This is a genomic window from Marinomonas mediterranea MMB-1, assembly GCF_000192865.1.
Classification (GTDB): Bacteria; Pseudomonadota; Gammaproteobacteria; order Pseudomonadales; family Marinomonadaceae; genus Marinomonas; species Marinomonas mediterranea.
In genome coordinates, this window is the sequence record NC_015276.1 from 3,696,695 (window position 1) to 3,713,814 (window position 17,120).

Annotated in this window: 19 protein-coding genes; 4 read left to right on the forward strand and 15 right to left on the reverse strand. The window is 43.5% G+C overall.

Annotated features, from left to right (window positions below):
• Positions 1-6 precede the first annotated feature (6 nt).
• The 13 genes from MARME_RS16930 to astE form a co-directional block, all read right to left on the reverse strand.
• On the reverse strand, positions 7-717 hold the full coding sequence (locus MARME_RS16930) for a flagellar hook assembly protein FlgD (RefSeq protein ID WP_013662484.1): 711 nt from the start codon (positions 715-717) through the stop codon (positions 7-9).
• A 10-nt stretch (positions 718-727) separates the two neighbouring features.
• Complete coding sequence (gene flgC, locus MARME_RS16935) at positions 728-1,177, reverse strand: flagellar basal body rod protein FlgC (protein WP_013662485.1); 450 nt, start codon at positions 1,175-1,177, stop codon at positions 728-730.
• Positions 1,178-1,179: 2 nt separating this feature from the next.
• Positions 1,180-1,575: a flagellar basal body rod protein FlgB gene (flgB, locus tag MARME_RS16940; RefSeq protein WP_013662486.1), complete on the reverse strand. Its 396-nt coding sequence runs from the start codon at positions 1,573-1,575 to the stop codon at positions 1,180-1,182.
• 273 nt (positions 1,576-1,848) lie between these two features.
• Entirely contained in the window at positions 1,849-2,439 is a 591-nt protein-coding gene (locus MARME_RS16945; RefSeq protein ID WP_013662487.1) for an LPP20 family lipoprotein, read from the reverse strand.
• A 137-nt stretch (positions 2,440-2,576) separates the two neighbouring features.
• Positions 2,577-4,448: a type II secretion system secretin GspD gene (gene gspD, locus MARME_RS16950; protein ID WP_013662488.1), complete on the reverse strand. Its 1,872-nt coding sequence runs from the start codon at positions 4,446-4,448 to the stop codon at positions 2,577-2,579.
• Between the two features lie 16 nt (positions 4,449-4,464).
• Entirely contained in the window at positions 4,465-5,391 is a 927-nt protein-coding gene (locus tag MARME_RS16955) for a type II secretion system protein N (protein ID WP_041647970.1), read from the reverse strand.
• Positions 5,392-5,570: 179 nt separating this feature from the next.
• The gene (locus tag MARME_RS16960) at positions 5,571-6,317 is read right to left on the reverse strand and encodes a hypothetical protein (protein ID WP_013662490.1); all 747 of its coding nucleotides are present in this window, start codon (positions 6,315-6,317) and stop codon (positions 5,571-5,573) included.
• A gap of 33 nt (positions 6,318-6,350) precedes the next feature.
• Positions 6,351-7,130, reverse strand: a complete 780-nt coding sequence (gene kdsB / locus MARME_RS16965) for a 3-deoxy-manno-octulosonate cytidylyltransferase (RefSeq protein WP_013662491.1) — start codon at positions 7,128-7,130, stop codon at positions 6,351-6,353.
• A gap of 14 nt (positions 7,131-7,144) precedes the next feature.
• The gene (locus MARME_RS16970; protein ID WP_013662492.1) at positions 7,145-7,735 is read right to left on the reverse strand and encodes a KdsC family phosphatase; all 591 of its coding nucleotides are present in this window, start codon (positions 7,733-7,735) and stop codon (positions 7,145-7,147) included.
• On the reverse strand, positions 7,735-8,592 hold the full coding sequence (kdsA, locus tag MARME_RS16975) for a 3-deoxy-8-phosphooctulonate synthase (protein ID WP_013662493.1): 858 nt from the start codon (positions 8,590-8,592) through the stop codon (positions 7,735-7,737). Before kdsA ends, MARME_RS16970 begins: the two co-directional genes overlap by 1 nt.
• 37 nt (positions 8,593-8,629) lie before the next feature.
• Positions 8,630-9,607: a KpsF/GutQ family sugar-phosphate isomerase gene (locus MARME_RS16980; RefSeq protein WP_013662494.1), complete on the reverse strand. Its 978-nt coding sequence runs from the start codon at positions 9,605-9,607 to the stop codon at positions 8,630-8,632.
• A gap of 104 nt (positions 9,608-9,711) precedes the next feature.
• Positions 9,712-10,833, reverse strand: a complete 1,122-nt coding sequence (locus MARME_RS16985; RefSeq protein WP_013662495.1) for a zinc ABC transporter substrate-binding protein — start codon at positions 10,831-10,833, stop codon at positions 9,712-9,714.
• A gap of 79 nt (positions 10,834-10,912) precedes the next feature.
• Positions 10,913-11,992: a succinylglutamate desuccinylase gene (gene astE, locus MARME_RS16990; RefSeq protein ID WP_013662496.1), complete on the reverse strand. Its 1,080-nt coding sequence runs from the start codon at positions 11,990-11,992 to the stop codon at positions 10,913-10,915.
• Positions 11,993-12,292: 300 nt separating this feature from the next.
• Between astE and MARME_RS16995 the strand changes: the two genes are divergently transcribed.
• The 3 genes from MARME_RS16995 (at position 12,293) to hemE (ending at position 14,855) form a co-directional block, all read left to right on the forward strand.
• Complete coding sequence (locus MARME_RS16995; protein WP_013662497.1) at positions 12,293-12,832, forward strand: NUDIX hydrolase; 540 nt, start codon at positions 12,293-12,295, stop codon at positions 12,830-12,832.
• On the forward strand, positions 12,774-13,592 hold the full coding sequence (locus MARME_RS17000) for a DUF2927 domain-containing protein (protein WP_013662498.1): 819 nt from the start codon (positions 12,774-12,776) through the stop codon (positions 13,590-13,592). Before MARME_RS16995 ends, MARME_RS17000 begins: the two co-directional genes overlap by 59 nt.
• Positions 13,593-13,754: 162 nt before the next feature.
• On the forward strand, positions 13,755-14,855 hold the full coding sequence (gene hemE, locus MARME_RS17005; RefSeq protein ID WP_013662499.1) for a uroporphyrinogen decarboxylase: 1,101 nt from the start codon (positions 13,755-13,757) through the stop codon (positions 14,853-14,855).
• 122 nt (positions 14,856-14,977) lie between these two features.
• Here the strand turns inward: hemE and MARME_RS17010 are convergent, their stop codons facing one another.
• On the reverse strand, positions 14,978-15,346 hold the full coding sequence (locus MARME_RS17010) for a hypothetical protein (RefSeq protein WP_013662500.1): 369 nt from the start codon (positions 15,344-15,346) through the stop codon (positions 14,978-14,980).
• Positions 15,347-15,475: 129 nt separating this feature from the next.
• Here MARME_RS17010 and glnK point away from each other — a divergent pair, with 129 nt between their 5' ends.
• Positions 15,476-15,814, forward strand: coding sequence for a P-II family nitrogen regulator (gene glnK / locus MARME_RS17015; protein ID WP_013662501.1), 339 nt, complete (start codon positions 15,476-15,478; stop codon positions 15,812-15,814).
• A gap of 192 nt (positions 15,815-16,006) precedes the next feature.
• Here the strand turns inward: glnK and MARME_RS17020 are convergent, their stop codons facing one another.
• On the reverse strand, positions 16,007-17,032 hold the full coding sequence (locus MARME_RS17020) for a GlxA family transcriptional regulator (protein ID WP_013662502.1): 1,026 nt from the start codon (positions 17,030-17,032) through the stop codon (positions 16,007-16,009).
• Positions 17,033-17,120 lie beyond the last annotated feature (88 nt).

Here is a 17,120-nt window from a genome sequence, read left to right on the forward strand (position 1 = left end):
CTCCGCTTAACCGATAATATCGATAGTATCTGTTAATTTTAGTGTGCCGTAGCCGTTGATATTCAACGAAGTGCCGTCTGTACCATTTAAGCTAACACCATTAATTCGACTTGCCACCTGCGAGGTTAATTGAGTTACCTCACCGGATGTTTCACTAGACGTTACAGAGACGCTATAATCACCAGCTGCAACAGCCTCTCCTGAATCATCTTCACCATCCCACGTATACTTACCATCAGAATCAAGACTATCTGTTCTAACAACATTTCCATCAGAGTCAGTAATAGTGACGGTAGTCGCGCTGGAATCCGAAGGAATAGTCGCTTTAATATAGGCATCTGTACTACCATCATATGAAATCGTGTCTTGATCAACATACACTGATTTTCCAACTAACGTAGATGCAGTCAATGCCTGACTAGAGACGAGAGCCTCAGACATAGACGTCATAGTGGACGACATATCTGTTAACTGCTCAAGCGAACTAAACTCCGCCATTTGAGACACCATATCACCCGTTTCTTGAGGTGCAGTAGGATCCTGGTTTTTAAGCTGCGCTATATACAGCTCCATAAAAACATTTTTGTCCGCAAGCGAATCACTTGACGACGTAGACGAACTCGAATCAGTTGCCACACCTGCTTTAATTTTAGCTGAATCGGTGCCATATTGAGCAATTAATGAATTCAGACCTGTTGTTGCGCTAGTATCAGCCATTTTTTATCTCCTAAGACTGCCCAAGACTCAGCATTTTTTGCATCATGCTTTTGGCAGAATTCATTACTTCGACGTTTGTTTGAAAAGAACGAGATGCAGACATCATATCGGCCATTTCTTCAACAGGATTTACATTCGGGTAAAAAACGTACCCTTCCTCATTAGACATAGGGTGGTCAGGTTCGTACCTTGGCTGCAGTGGCGCATCAGACTCAACGATACCTGCAACTTGCACGCCCACGCCGGACTGCAAGTCATCGTCAGAAACATCACGCCAGCCGCGTTCACGCATGGATTCTTCCATCATCTCAGCAAAAACAGGCTTTCTTGCACGGTAGGTTTCATCCACAGAGCTTGCCACACTATCAACATTGGCAATATTACTCGCAACCGTATTCAAGCGAATGGTCTGAGCACTCATTGCCGAGCCGGAGATCGCAAAAATATTATTTAATGACATTATTATTGCCCTCCTGTCAGCGCTTTTCTCATGCCGCTAACTTTTCTATCTAAAAATAAGAAACTCGTATCAAACTGCAAGGTGTTTTGAGCAAACTCCGCCTGTTCTCTTTGCATATCCACTGTATTTCCGTCCAACGACGGCTGACTTGGGTTGCGATACAGGAGAGCATCATCAGAGCCAAATGTACTTGAACCATCAATATGTTGATCATCGTTACCCGCAAGGTCCAAGCATTTCACTTCACTTTGCAACATTGAATCAAAGGTAATGTCTCTTGCTTTGTAATGAGGGGTATCCGCGTTTGCGATGTTATTCGCTAAAACAGACGCGCGCGCACTGCGAAACTTTAATGTTTCGTCATGCCCTGCAAAAGCTTGTTGAAAAGTGATCGCCATACTACCCTCAAATTCACTCTGATCAGCCAATTATAGGCTATTGAAAATATTCCACCTTATACCTCACAACATAAAGCAATTTGAGTGCCAATTCGAAAACACCGTTATATATAAGGTTCCCCAGTGTTTTAACGGCCAAAGCGGCAACAAACAAAACGACAAGAGTGGCAAAAAGCGGCAATAAAAAAGCCTTGGGGAAATCCCTCAAGGCTTTTAATATATGTAGACCATATTTATTAACTAAGAAACGACTTATAACGTAATAGTTATGAATTAATTTTGACGTTTGGCAATCTCAGCTGCTAGCTCATCAAAACTTTTCTCAGCTTGAAGCTTTTGGAACAAGGCTGCATTGTTTTTCATCGACGTACGCAAGATAGATTCAGATAAAGAGCCTGCTTGCTCTGGATCTAGGCCTACTGCAACCACCAAGCCACCTGACGGAGTCGGCATTTGGCGGACAACTTGAGAACCTATCAATGTTTGCTCCGTTACTTGTTTTGTGACAACTGAATTCACTCGATCGACCGTTTCAGTGTCGCCCGCACCAGTGGTTTCAACATACTGCTTAACCATGTTTTGCACATCAACACTCAATACTTGTGCGAGCTCAACACGAGCAGAAGTTGCAGCCATTTGCTTCATATAATTATAACCCGCGGCCGACTTTTCACTGTAACCAACCGCAGACAAACTAATGCCGTCAATTGGCGCTCCGCACACCCATTCAGGAGCAGGCTGGCTTGAACCATCAGCAAACATACACGCGACAACAGGAGCCACTGATTCTTCTTTTTTATCTGTGGAACTACACGCTGCAACCGCAAGCGCCAAAACACCTAACCCTAAAAATTTTAATTTCATTTCTCTGTCCCTCTATTCCGGCGTATGTTTATCACTTTGGTCTGCATACTGTTTGAGGTAGTAGCAAACACCTTTCTATTTCTACTTAAGCAACTCTATTTAAAACAACTCTATTCAATAGATTTTGAGTCAATAAACTATTGAACTAACGGGTTATTAAACAAGCCGTCTAACGAATCTGCGCGTGTTGCCTCGATCGGCATCTGCAATTCAATTGACCTAAACGATTTGTACTTTGATTGCGCCATATCTTCCGCCTCAACGGCACTTCGCAAAATAGTAGGTCTAATGAAAACCAACAAGTTTTTCTTGTTATTTTCATATGATTTGCTTCTAAACAGCGCTCCCAAAATAGGAATATCACCTAATAGCGGTACTTTTTGTTCCACTTCGACAACATTGTCTTCAATTAAACCACCTAGAACAATGGTCTTACGATTGCCAGCAATGACCGTCGTTTCAATTTCTCGTTTCGTGGTAATCGTACCTAAAGAGCTCGCTTCGGGAGAAGCTGCTTCAACAATTTGATTTACTTCCATTTTAACTTCATTGTCCGCATTAATATGCGGAGTCACTTCCAAGGTTAGACCGATGTCTTCGCGTGAAGTAGTGACAAACGCACTACTACTAGAATCGGAATAACCGCCTGTTTGAAACGGACGCGTTTCGCCCACCAGAATCTTCGACTTTTGGTTGTCGAGTGTCATGATCTTTGGTGTAGACAATAAGTTCGAATTAGAATTACTTTCGATGGCTTGAAGTATGCCTGCCATATTCAAATCACCATCACTATTAAACGACGCCGCTCCAACCGTTATGCCATTTGATAACGTTGGCGTTCCTGCAACAACCGAGGTAGCAATGTCGGTCAAGCTCGACCCAGCAGAGCTAAAGTTGGTTCCCAACACAGGCGTTGTAGAGTCACTTGTGTCTCCAAACAACCATTGAAAGCCAAGCGCGTCAGAGCCTTCCATTTTCACTTCCACAATAATGGCTTCGATCAACACTTGCGCTCTAGGGATATCCAGCTCACTCAGAACCCCTAAGATATCCGCCATGACATTGGGTTCTGCACTTACCACAAGCGCATTTAAGGATTCGTCAGCCTGCACAAAAGAGCTTTCGGGTCTATCTGAGCTCTGCGCTGTCTTCTCGGCACTCAGTAACCCTGTAATAAGCTCAGCGGTCGTCTTCGCATCGGCATAACGAAGAGGAATTACCTTAAGTCTCGTCGTAGAGTCGGAAGGCTGATCCAACTGCTGAATTAAATCCTCAATCTGATCTAGTGTTGCTTCTTTCCCCTTAAGTACTAGGCGGTTTGTGCGCTCATCCGCAATGATTTTACTGGTGTTTGACGCAGAGCTTTTTCGGCCATTACCCGCTTCCGCGCCTTCAACAAGCTGACTTAACATTTCAATCAAGTCACCAGCCCACGCATGCTTAAGCCTAACAACGCGAATTTGGCCTTCGACGGTACTGTCTAGTCGAGAAATAATGTCCTCAAGCTCACGAATGTTGGCAGCATGATCACTAATGATTAATGCATTCACTTCGTTAACGGCGGCTAAATGACCGTACTGCGGGATAAGAGGACGTAAAATAGGCACAAGCTCTGAAGCAACAGCGTTTGTTATCGGTATAACCCGCGTAACCAAAAGTTCTCCCGCGGTTCGACCATCTTTATCAAATGTAAGACCGCCTTGCTTAGCCACATTCTGAGGCAATATTTTAATCCCCTCGTCGGACTCAATCGCAGCATAGCCATGAACTGACAAAACAGACAAGAAAAGCTTAAACACAGACTCTTTATCTAGATCCGCATTTGATATCACCGTTACGCGTCCTTTCACACGGGGGTCGATGATAAAGCTCTTATCTGTAATTTCAGACACTTGCCTGATAAATAAATTGATATCCGCGTCTTGGAGATTCACCTTCCAGGTTTGTGCAAACGCCAAAACAGGACACAACAGTGAAACAAGTAACGCCTTTTTTACTACATTAATCACAGATACGATCCTTTTCCTATCTCACAGGATAATTTACAAAAAAACGTCGTGATCCTCGACGCATTTCAATTCGTGCAACCCCTTGAGATCGCATCACACTTGCTAACCCTGAATCTTTAGATACATTTCCTACGGATTGACCATTTACCGAAACAATTTCATCGCCTGCCCGTAATCCAACTCGAGTCAACGGACTTCCTGCGACCACTTTGTATGAACTGCCAGTTGCTTCAAGCCCTGTCGAACTTAACAAACTATTAGGATCCTCTAAAAACTTACTCTCATAGCTGTCAATCAACTCTTTCACCGTCATTTGATTTAAGTCTTCAATCAAAGGGTCTCTTTGTGCGGTAGACTTCCCATATTCTTTCAAATCACCAGACATAGATTGATAAGCAGATCGAGCACTACCGGGCAAAACTGCCGACTGAGCACGCTTGTTCTCAGCTATCGGCAAAGTATCCGAATTAGAACTGGCGGTAAACAAGCTATTTGTCGCATCGGGAAAAGAAAGTTTCTCTTTGATGCCCGACCTTTCAATAATGACATAGGTATCAAATACCTCGCTCAAACGGACGTTAGAAGATATTTCATCATTCACGCTGTAAAGCTTATCTTTTGCCCCTCTGGACGTGATAATTGCCATCCCATTCTGTTTTTCAGATGCAGGAAACACCCCTTTAAGGAGCAAACTTAATGTTGTTTTCTTTATCGTCTTATCTTCGACCACTTCCTTCTTAACGACAGGAAGCACACCAAACATGTCCTTAGACGGGGTAGGAATAGAAACCGCTGTAGGCTGTCGTTTGGGCTCGTGAATACTTGGCAAATACAGATCATCACTTCCCATAAGAGTTTCTGTGACAACTTTTCCTGTTTGCCATGCAATCAGAGTAACGCTACTAAAAATCAAGATTGATTTAGTTGCATTTGAAAGCAACATTGACACGTTAGTTAATCCTCAACTTATCTTTTCCAATTTCTGTATAAATCAGACACTAATCTTTAGCAAAAACGACTGAGACAAATATAAACTGAAACAACTTTACTTCCATCAAGCCCCCATGTCGAACATTTATGAGGCTACACAACTATCAAAAAGGACCTGCTTAATAACGAGCATTACATAGACAGCTCAATTGGCTGAACAAGAACAAAAGCAGGATAAGTAGGATCACCTGTCCAATTCATGCCAAGCGCCTTTAAAAAGGCCGGCATAATAGACAATTCAAACTCGTCATTATCTAGTCCCTTTATATCTACCATTTTATCGCCTTTTGCATTAAGCAAACCAAAACGCGGCTGATTCTCTTGAGTAATGACCAATAATTGCCAATTCGAAACAACGGCTTTCTGAGAACGATTTCCGTTTCTAAAGAAAATATCGCCTGACGACCAGTGCCCTTCACCTGAAATAGAGGTAGGCATTAACACACCCCAATTCCAATTCGCCTGCCATTTACTCAAATAAATAGGCAAGCCAGATAAGCCAACTCTTTGCGCCGACAACATGGGGTTGGCAATATCCGCCTTAACTCTAGCGTAATCTATATCAAAACTAACGCCTTCTCCATCGGCGCGTGCCCCACCTAAAATTTGAAACTGATTATGCTCAATATTGATATCAGCATTGTTAAACAAGGGTACGCCGTTCCAACGTATAGAAATCAGCCCTTTAAGCTTAGGCACTTTAATATTAGCCTGCCCTCCCCACCAATGACCTTCTAACGTTTGAATTGAAATTTGTGGTGATAGAGCCAAACGCTGGATAAGAGGCTGCCAATAATTTAATGGCAAATACCAAGAGACGGATGCGCACAACACCAGAATAATCCATATTGTGTGGGTAACGACTCGACGAGTGGTCATGGCGACTTCCTTTTGATTCTCTTATATAAGATGCTAACGAGAGGCAATTAAATGACGTAGCGTTTCAAGATCTTCGATCGTATCAACGCCATGTGGCGGTAAAGACTCTGCAATCGCCACTTGGATATTTACATCGTGATGTAAAAAACGCAACTGCTCCAATTTCTCCCATTTTTCCAGCGGAGAAACCGCCATTCCAGCATATCGAGCTAAAAGTCCAACACGATACACGTAAAGCCCCACGTGGCGATAGGCGACATAATCATCTGAAAGCGCAATCGAGGTTCTCGCACTATCAAACCTCTCCCGATCCCAAGGCATCGGTGAACGACTAAAGTAAAGCGCTCTATTTTTATCAGAGAGTACCACTTTTACAATATTCGGGTTAAATAACTCATCAACTTGATCGATCTTGCACGCAACCGTTGCCATTTCTGACACGGTGTCTCCAGCTAATGCCGCGACCGCATTATGCACCAAACCTATCGGTAAAAATGGTTCGTCCCCCTGAACATTGACCACGATTTCATCATCAGACCAGCCTTTAGCCAAAGCGACTTCTGCCAGTCGTTCCGTACCATTCTCGTGATCTTCTCGAGTCATCAGGACATCGGCACCAAACGAAGCCGCCGCGTCATAGATCAATTTATGATCTGTTGCGACCGTAACACTTTTAGCACCGGCCTTTTTAGCAAGTTCAAAAACCCACTGAAGAACAGGCTTTCCCCCTAAGTCTTGCAATAACTTTTTAGGAAAACGCTGGGACGCGTAACGAGCGGGGATGACAATATGAAAATCAGGAAGGTTCGTCATGATGTTAAAATCTCTTAATTCTGTTTCGACTCGAACTCTGGTTGCATCGCTAAATCATACGCTTTTTCTAAGGGCATCTTAGACGCCAACACCAAGTCTGCGACTTCGCGTGCAGCGCCCTTTCCACCCCCAACATTCAATCGAACATCGCAGTAACGCGCCACGACGAGATGAGCATCGCTCGGGCAAATCGAAACACCAACTAAAGGCATCACCTGCAAATCAACAACGTCATCTCCGACGTAAGCGATATTGTTTGACTTAATATTCAACTTACTTTGAAGGTCTTTGAATGCAGCGGCCTTATCATGACAGCCAGGGTAAAAATGTTTTACCCCAAGATCTTCCATACGTTTGCGTAAAGGTGCTGAATCTTTCGCTGTGATCACACCAACATCCACCCCCCATTTCGGCAAGAGTTTCATCGCTACGCCATCTTTGACATTAAAGCACTTAACTTCCTCACCTGAGCCTGAATAAAACAGACTGCCGTCAGTTAAAACACCGTCAACGTCGAAAATAACCAAAGACAAGACCTGCAACCTCTCAATAAAAGAAGGGTCTTCCGAAATTTCTTTGTATTGCGATAAAAACTGAGTATCCATTAAGCGCTTGTATCCAGCTCGTCGAATGTTTTAACCAACTCATCAAGTTGCTTAATTTGCTTCAAAAATGGACTGAGCTTATCCAGCGGCAATGCACACGGCCCATCGCATCGTGCGTCGTTAGGCGACGGATGAGTCTCAAGAAACATACTACTCAGGCCAAGCGACATTCCTGCACGAGCAAGTTCAGTCACCTGCGCTCTTCGACCGTCGGCTGAATCAGAACGACCACCCGGTCGTTGCAGGGCGTGCGTCACATCAAACATAACCGGGAAATCAAATTTTTTCATTTCACCGAAGCCAAGCATATCAACCACTAGGTTGTTATAGCCAAACATTGTGCCACGCTCACAGAGCATGAGCTGGTCGTTCCCAGCTTCCTGACACTTCGTTAGGATATGCTTCATTTCATGTGGCGCTAAGAATTGGGCCTTCTTGATGTTAATAACAGCGCCCGTCTGCGCCATCGCAACAACCAAGTCCGTTTGACGAGACAAGAACGCAGGCAATTGAATAACGTCTGCCACTTCGGCCGTAGGCGCACATTGATCTATTTCATGAACATCTGTAATGACTGGCACACCAAATGTGTTTTTAATTTCTTCAAGAATCTTTAGGCCTTCATCCAAACCCGGCCCACGAAAGGAATTGATTGAAGATCGGTTTGCTTTATCAAATGACCCTTTGAAAACATAAGGAATATCTAACTCTTCTGTCACCTTTACATGCGCTTCGGCAACTTGCATCGCTAAATCTCTGGACTCTAAAACATTCACACCACTAAATAAGACAAATGGTAGATGGTTGGCAACGTCCACTTTATTGCCTATTCGTATAACTTTACTTGTTTGAGCCATAATTAATTACCTAAAAAAATAGATGCAACGATATGAGCTATCGATCGTAAATTTCCAACAACCCTACAACAGAATCTGAATCGTCTACAACGACAAGCAAGGTGATTTTTTCATTGATCATACGCTCTTCCGCTTCTACGATCATCACACTTTCATGTATCGTCTTAGGGTTTGCTGTCATCAATTCTGCCATCGACTTCGACATAATATCCCCACCTTTTGTTAATAAGGCACGGCGTAGATCCCCATCAGTAAAGATGCCAACAATACGTTTTTCATCTTCAATTAGCACCACCCCCATGCGTCCTGTTGTCATCACTGAAATAGCATCAGATAACGGCATAGAAGGCGCACAGGTTGGAAGGTTATCTTTATGCATCAAATCCTTAACACGCGTCAGGAGCTTTCTACCTAAACTGCCGCCCGGGTGAAAACGGGCAAAATCTTGAGGCTGAAAGTCTCGGCATTCCATCAAAGCCACCGCTAAGGCATCGCCAATTGCAGCAGTCAGCGTGGTAGAGGTTGTCGGAGCCAAATTATTTGGGCAAGCCTCTCGATCTACAGCAATATTTAAGAAACACTGACTGTGCGTCGCCAAGGTAGAAGAAGGGTTGCCCGCAATCGCGATAAGGGGATTACCAAAATTACTCAACGATGGAAGCAAGCGAATTACCTCTTCCGTTTCCCCTGAATAGCTGATCAGTAAAACAAGGTCTTCTTTTTGAATCATGCCTAAATCGCCATGAAACGCTTCTCCGGGATGAAGAAAAAAGGAAGGTGTGCCTGTAGAGGCTAAAGTAGCGGCGATCTTTTTGCCAATGAGCCCAGATTTACCCATTCCACAAACAATAACGCGCCCAGATGTCGCCAAGATCATCTTTACCGCTTGAGAGAATTCATTTGAAAGTCGTTGAGACAATCCAGTCAAGGCATTTGCCTGAGTGTCCAGAGTCGTTCTAGCGCTTTGGAGAATTGCATCATCGCTTAAACGTAATGCGTGAGAGCTATGATTCATAAGCCATCTCATGAGTTTAGAGTTGGCGGTATTATACAGACGAAGGCCCAATTCGACTAGGTGAATTGGGCCTTCCGTTGGGCGTTACTAAAACGCGTTAACACTTATTTCAAACAGCTGATAAACGATGCCTCTAGCGACTTCAGATACGCGACATAAGCATTTTTACCAATCTCGATTTTGCCACCAAGTGGATCTAATACAGCGGTCTTAACGTCCGTCCCTTCCACTAATGTCTCAACAATGGCAGGACTAAATTGAGGCTCGCTGAAGATACACTGGATTTGGTGTTCCTGAATACGCTCACGAATATCCGCAACTGTTTTCGCACCAGGCTTACGCTCTGGGCTTAAAGTAACCGCACCCGCATTGTGTAAACCAAAGTGAGATTCGAAATAACCATACGCATCATGGAAAACAACATATGGTACGTCGCTAACGTCTTCAAGCTCATGCTCTATCTTATGCTCTGCTTCTTCCACGCTTTCTTCAAACTCATGGAAGTTCTCTTCATAGTAAGCTGCAGAGTCTGGGTCGATTTTGCTTAACTGATCTTTTACTGCTTCTGCCAATACCATCGCATTGTGTGGATCCATCCATACATGAGGGTTCACACCACTGTGGTCATGATGATGACCTTCGTGACCTTCATGTTCGTCATGGTCAGCATGTTCGTCGTGATGCTCATCATGGCCTTCATGCTCGTCATGGCCTGCATGTTCGTCGTGGTGCTCATCGTGGCCTTCGTGTTCGTCATGATTATCGTGGTCAGCATGTTCGTCGTGGTGCTCATCATGGCCTTCGTGTTCGTCATGATCAGCATGTTCGTCGTGATGATCATCATGATCTTCGTGCTCGTCATGATCTTCATCATGATGATGTTCATGCTTGTCGCCAAAATTTTGAAGATGTACACCACTTAAATCAGCCCACTCAATATCTTTGGACTCATTTAAATTAGCGATCGGTTTAGTAAGGAAATGCTCTAAAGAATGACTCACCCAAACAATAGAATCAGCGTTAGACAATTTACGAAGATCAGAAGGCCTCAGTGCAAAGTCATGTGGAGAAGCGTTGTTTGAGACAATCTGCTCAACCTTCGCGTGGTCACCCGCAATAGCTGCGACAATCATACTGACAGGTTTAATACTTGTAACAACAACAGGATCAGCGCTAACGGCTCCTGATAGGCCAAGTGCAGTTAACGCAGCGAACGTTTTCTTCATGCTAAATCTCCGAAAAAGATACCAATGTTATAACGTAACACTACGATTTTTGACCCAGCAGTTCAAGCGCAATTCCTTTCTAGGAAAAAAGATCCTTATTTTTTACTTCTCTAATAACAAGCCCAGCTCTTTGCCCTACCGGAAGATTAACATTTGGGAAGACGACGGAATCCCCTGTTTGCTTAATGACATAACGACCTTTGTCCGACTCTGCGAGCACTGTCGCTTTATCAAAAGGCGTAAAGTTTTCCATATCATCGGGAATATTAAGCCTGTAACCGTCCGAATCTTTCACTAAGGAGTCAATCACCTTAAAAACCTTCATAGAGACATAGCGTTCGCTAGATACAAGCGCCCCTGTTTCTATTAACGATCTTAAGCCAACATTGATCGCCTCAAATTCCGATAAGTCGTTTCGTCCAAATGGATGTACCTTCCCAAGTTCAATAGTAAAGGCCTGAGCATCGTGTTCTGCATAACTATAATAAGAAAACGTGGTCGTCGGTTGATGGGACAAAAGCACTGCTTCAATACCGCATTCAGCAATAAAGGAAAACTGCGTAAGGTTGTAGCGCTTATTGCCTATATAAGGGTGCACTGCAAATTTTTTGTATTTCGACCCTCGAATTGCGGTATGCAAATCATAATGAAGACGAGTGTGGTTTGCCGGTGCCTCATCAAAGAACCGCGTCACACAATGCTCTAAAAAAATTGCCCTTTTTACTTCTCTTCCGATGTAGTTTTTATGAGCACCTAAGAACAGGCGATTTAAATTTACATCACAAAACCGTTCGCCTTTTACCGCAGCATGTGGGTTACCAATGATAATCAATAGCCGAATAGAGGGAGACAAATCTTGATTTAGCATATCTTTAACGATCTGATTCACCAATTCCATTGGCCCGGTTTCATTACCATGTATCCCAACCGAAATAACCAAACTCACCGGTTGAAATTTAGTCTTTGAAACAACAATTCGCTCTATACCACTCTGATCAACACTTGCTCCACTTGCTTCGCTTTGATACTTAGGTTCAAAGCGAAGCACGCCAAGCCCCTCTGTAACAACGATAAACGAGCCATAGTCAACGGAGGCTCTGTCGTTGTTATCTAACGCCTTCAGTGTATGCGCCAGAAAGTCATTGTCAGGAATCATCATCACCTTGCCCTAAGTTTTGCATTTTGCTCTATGCTACATAAATACCGCGCATCAGCCTATAATCGAATAGAGATGGCGCAAGTGCAGGTCGCATTTTGGAAAGGAAGCCAACTTAAAAAGCAAGAAATGAAGAGCTGTTCCTTTTAATATACTGTAAACATAGATACTCTTTAGTTGGGATTTTTTATCTACAGATAAGACGCGCAATACAGTATACGATCTAGGAGGAACACCTTAGATCCAATCGCTCTGAACACATTAAAAAAAGCGCTGCTTTTGACTTTCACATAAGGCTTAACATTGACACCCATTAAAGAAGAAATCATCGCGCTAGTTGATGAAAACAATACCGTCGTTGGCGAAGTATCTCGCAAAAAAATGCGCTTTGGCGTCGACATACACAGAGTAACCTATGTACTGGTATTTACCCCTGAAAAGAAGCTCATTGTTCAAAAAAGAACGGACGACAAAGAGTTTTGCCCAGGCTACTTCGGAATAACGACTGGCGGTGTGGTTGAAAGTGGCGAATCCTACCAGTTATGTGCTGAAAGAGAATTAAAAGAAGAGCTCGGCGTTTCACTTCCGCTGACGTCTCACGGCGTATTTTTTACTGAGGGGGAAGGTTATCGAATTTGGGGGAAACTGTATTCCGCCTGCTATGATAAGACAAAACATGGGGAACTGACACTTCAACCCAAAGAAGTGGCCGCTGTTAAAGAAATGTCAGTTGAATTTATACTCAGCAACCCAGAAGGGTTGTCATTCACACCGGACTCTTTAGATGCCTTTAAATACTATGCCGAACATCGTACGCAAGCACAGCCTTCTGATCCTTTGTAGTATATGGAGCTGTTTATTCTCTCATGGCACTTTTGCCATTGAGCGATGGCAACATGATGCCTATATAGAAAATAGCTTTATTAAGATCGCGCTTGAAAGAGAGTATAAAAAAACCGCAAATCCAAAGATCATTAGATGGGAACAACCCGTAAAAATCTTTTTTAGCAGTGACGCGGGGGATAGCGCCTTTCAGAAAGAACTCTTAAGCGTTCACGCACAACACCTTTCTCACATAACAGGGCTCCCAATTGACTTTACGCTCGACCCAGAGGAGGCCAATCTATATGCCATATTTACGTATTACAATCAAATGGAAGACAAAGTTAGACAATACGCTGGCGACCCCAACAAAAGCCGAAAAGCACTAGACGAAGCTCTTTGCCTTGGTAAAATTTTCACAAACACACACAGCGAAATTACCAAAAGTGTCATCATAATCCCCGTTGACTACGCTCGTCAAAAAGCGCGTTTTCTAGATTGCATTGTCGAAGAAATCACTCAGTTATTAGGGCTTCCAAACGATTCAGGCGATGTTTTCCCCTCCATATTTAATGATGTGAGCACCGACATTTACTTGAGCCCTCTCGACTATTTATTACTTAGAACGCTTTATTCCCCCAGACTAAAAACTGGACTCAACGTAACGCAAACAAAAGCAATTCTACCCGACATTATGAAAGACCTTCATCAAACTAAAGAGATTGAAAATGCAATCAATTTGGTTCAGGAATACAGCCTCAAACGCTATTTAGGAGACTAAGGACGTTAAAACCTATGAGCGGAAAAACAGCTTTTTCTTAACCCGAGTCATAAAATAATATTATTTTTCTGTTTTTTCGTCTCATTACGGTAAAATGCCGTCATATTTTTCTGGCGACTCTTAAGAATACAGTTGAGAGTACGCAATAGTCGGAGTGATTGAATGTTTCCAGAGCTTAAAAATGATCGTTTCCTACGTGCCCTATTAAAAGAGCCTGTAGACACAACCCCAGTATGGATGATGCGTCAAGCAGGTCGCTACCTTCCTGAATACCGTACATCTCGCGCTACGGCAGGCGATTTTTTAAGTCTATGTAAAAACCAAGACTTCGCATGTGAAGTAACACTGCAACCACTAGAGCGATATGAGCTGGATGCGGCTATTTTATTTTCTGACATTCTGACCATTCCCGATGCAATGGGGCTTGGGCTTTACTTTGAGACTGGCGAAGGCCCTAAGTTTAAACACACTGTTCGCTCGAAAGCCGATGTTGACGCCCTTCCCATTGCGACAACAACAGACTTAGACTACGTAATGAGAGCCGTTACAACCATCCGTAAGGCTCTAAACGGAAAAGTGCCTCTTATTGGTTTCTCAGGAAGCCCTTGGACGCTCGCTACCTATATGGTTGAAGGTGGATCAAGCAAAGACTTCCGACACATCAAAGCCATGATGTATCAGACACCTGATGTACTGCACGCATTACTGAATAAGCTCGCATTATCCGTTATAGATTACCTAAATGGTCAAATTAAAGCCGGAGCACAAGCTGTGCAAATCTTTGATACGTGGGGTGGCGCGCTAAGTGGTCCGATGTATCAGCGCTTTTCATTAATGTATATGAAACAAATCATGGACGGACTAATTCGCGAACACGAAGGCAAAAAAATCCCTGTTATCATGTTTACGAAAAACGGCGGTCAATGGCTTGAAAATATGGCCGCAGCAGGCCCAGATGCACTAGGTCTAGATTGGACAACCGATATCGCGGAAGCGCGCGCGCGCGTTGGTGAGAGCGTAGCTCTTCAAGGTAATATCGATCCGTGCGTACTTTATGCAGACAAAGATGTAATAGAACGAGAAGTCGCTTTGGTTCTAGAAGGGTTCGGACATGGCTCTGGGCATGTATTTAATTTAGGGCATGGTATTCATCAATATGTGAACCCCGATCACCCTAAATTTCTAATTGATGCGGTACATGAGTTAGGGCGACAATATCACGAACCAGCCTTTGACGACCTAGATTCCTTAAATGAACTTTAGTCGAAATCGAGCATTGCTCTAGTTGCCCTTCTTACGAAGGAGGTTCTCCGAAAGAACCTCCTTTACTAATGCCCCTTCCCCTAAAAATCGCCTAATCAAAAAATCAGACACCCTCTAACAAATCAAGAACCATCTAGCAGATGCGCAAGTTCTCGTAAACACGTTTCCTTGGGATTTCGTTTACTTCTAACCCAACGCCCGTTAGATTTCAGCGTAATCGCTTCAAACACGTCGTTGACATAGCAGCATGTTCGTTCCTCTCCCGAGCTTCCCAACCACGACACTCTGGCAATCGGCTCTCCGTTGGGGTACCCCAATAAGACCAATCTTAAATGCGCTTGCATTTCCAAGTTACTCACCCTGTAGGTCGCCAAACATTGCGGTACTGACACCTTTTTAAGCTGCAATGCATTCCGTCGCAGCTCGGATTTAAGATGACCAACAAAATCATCCACACCCGCTTCAAACTTAATCATTTCGCCATGGTTCATGGTCTTATCTCAATTATTTTTATTAAGGCAGGCCGTAAATATAGTCTAAAGAACGAACTTTGGTGGCGAACTCTGGCATTGAGTGATACTTTTAACGGCATAATTTTTTAGATATGTCGGAGACAGGCAATGAAGTTAGTCACAGCGATTGTGAAGCCGTTTAAACTTGATGAAGTTCGTGAAGCACTTTCGGAGATTGGGATCAGCGGCATCACTGTTACGGAAGTAAAAGGATTTGGCAGGCAACGCGGCCATACTGAGCTATATCGAGGTGCTGAGTATGTGGTCGATTTTTTACCGAAAGTAAAATTAGAACTCGCTGTGGCCGATGACGAAGTTGATCACGCGATTGAAATAATCCAGAAAAGTGCCAACACTGGAAAAATAGGTGACGGTAAAATCTTTGTGACTAATCTTGAACAGATTATACGAATTCGTACCGGCGAAACTGGCTCTGATGCCGTTTAAGCTCTAGTTCTTTACTGCTACAAGCTGGCCACCTATAACCCCTAAGCAGCCTGTAGCAGCCTGTAGAGCCATATTATACGATGCCATAATCTCTCTATTCAGAACCTCTGCTCAGAACCTTTCCTGAGCACTTATCTTAAACGCCTCAACGCCCTTATTAACACGAGATCACAAAAAAGTGAACTCAAAGAACTACCGTGTTTTTTTCCAAAGTTGGCGTTTCTTGCGATCAACAGGCTCTCCACTTTTTATCGTCTCTGAAAGCAGTTTTCGCTCTTCTCTAGGCGTCACATCAAAAAAGCCTTTGTAAGTCGTACTAAAATGCGGCGCGGACGTAAAACCACATTCTTGACCTATTTCTAGTATTGAACGATCCGTTTGAGTAATCAGTTGCCTCGCATGCTTAAGCCGGATCCCCAAATAGTATCTTGAGGGCACCGTGTCTAAACTTTGTTTAAACAACCTTTCCAAATGACGCCGTGATACCCCAACATGGTAAGCAATGTCATCTGACGATAGAGGCTCACGAATATTCGCTTCCATTAATTGAACCGCTTCTACTAATTTCGGCTGTCCTGTTCCAATTCGCGCTTGCAGAGGAATCCGTTGTGGGTCTTCATGCGTTCGGATGCGCTCGCAAACAAATTGTTCAGAAATACTACTCGCGAGTTCCATTCCATGCTCTTTACCTATCAGGAACAACATCATATCCATTGCAGCCGTTCCCCCACTGCAAGTATAACGATCTCGGTCCACTTCAAATAAATGATTAGATACAATGGTTTTCGGGAAGTCATCCCTCAAATTTGAAATGCTCCACCAATGTATTGTCGCTCGATACCCATCCAATAGACCCGCTTTTGCCAGTAAGTGGCTTCCTGTACAAATCCCTCCTAAAGACACCCCCTTTGAGGACATACGTTTAAGCCACGATTCCATTGTGGGATCATCACTCTGTGTAACGGGAGAAGACCCACAAACAAAGACAGCATCAAGGTCATTTGGAGCATCATTAGCAAGGTACTGAGCAACAGACAACGTGCCAGAATTCGAAAGTACATCTTTCGTATTTTTACCTATAGTACAAAACCGGTATAGCTCTTTACCACTCACCCAATTCGCCATATACAGGGTTTCGATTGCCGATGAGAAGGCCAACATAGAGAACTCCGGAAGTAGTAAAAAACCGTACTTTTGAGGTTTTTGACCTACTTTCATGATTTCTCGTGATGCATATCTAGTTTTGTCCAATTTATTTTCCTGCTATAAGCCACTATAAAGCGATGTAATTTGGTTTAGAATGAAT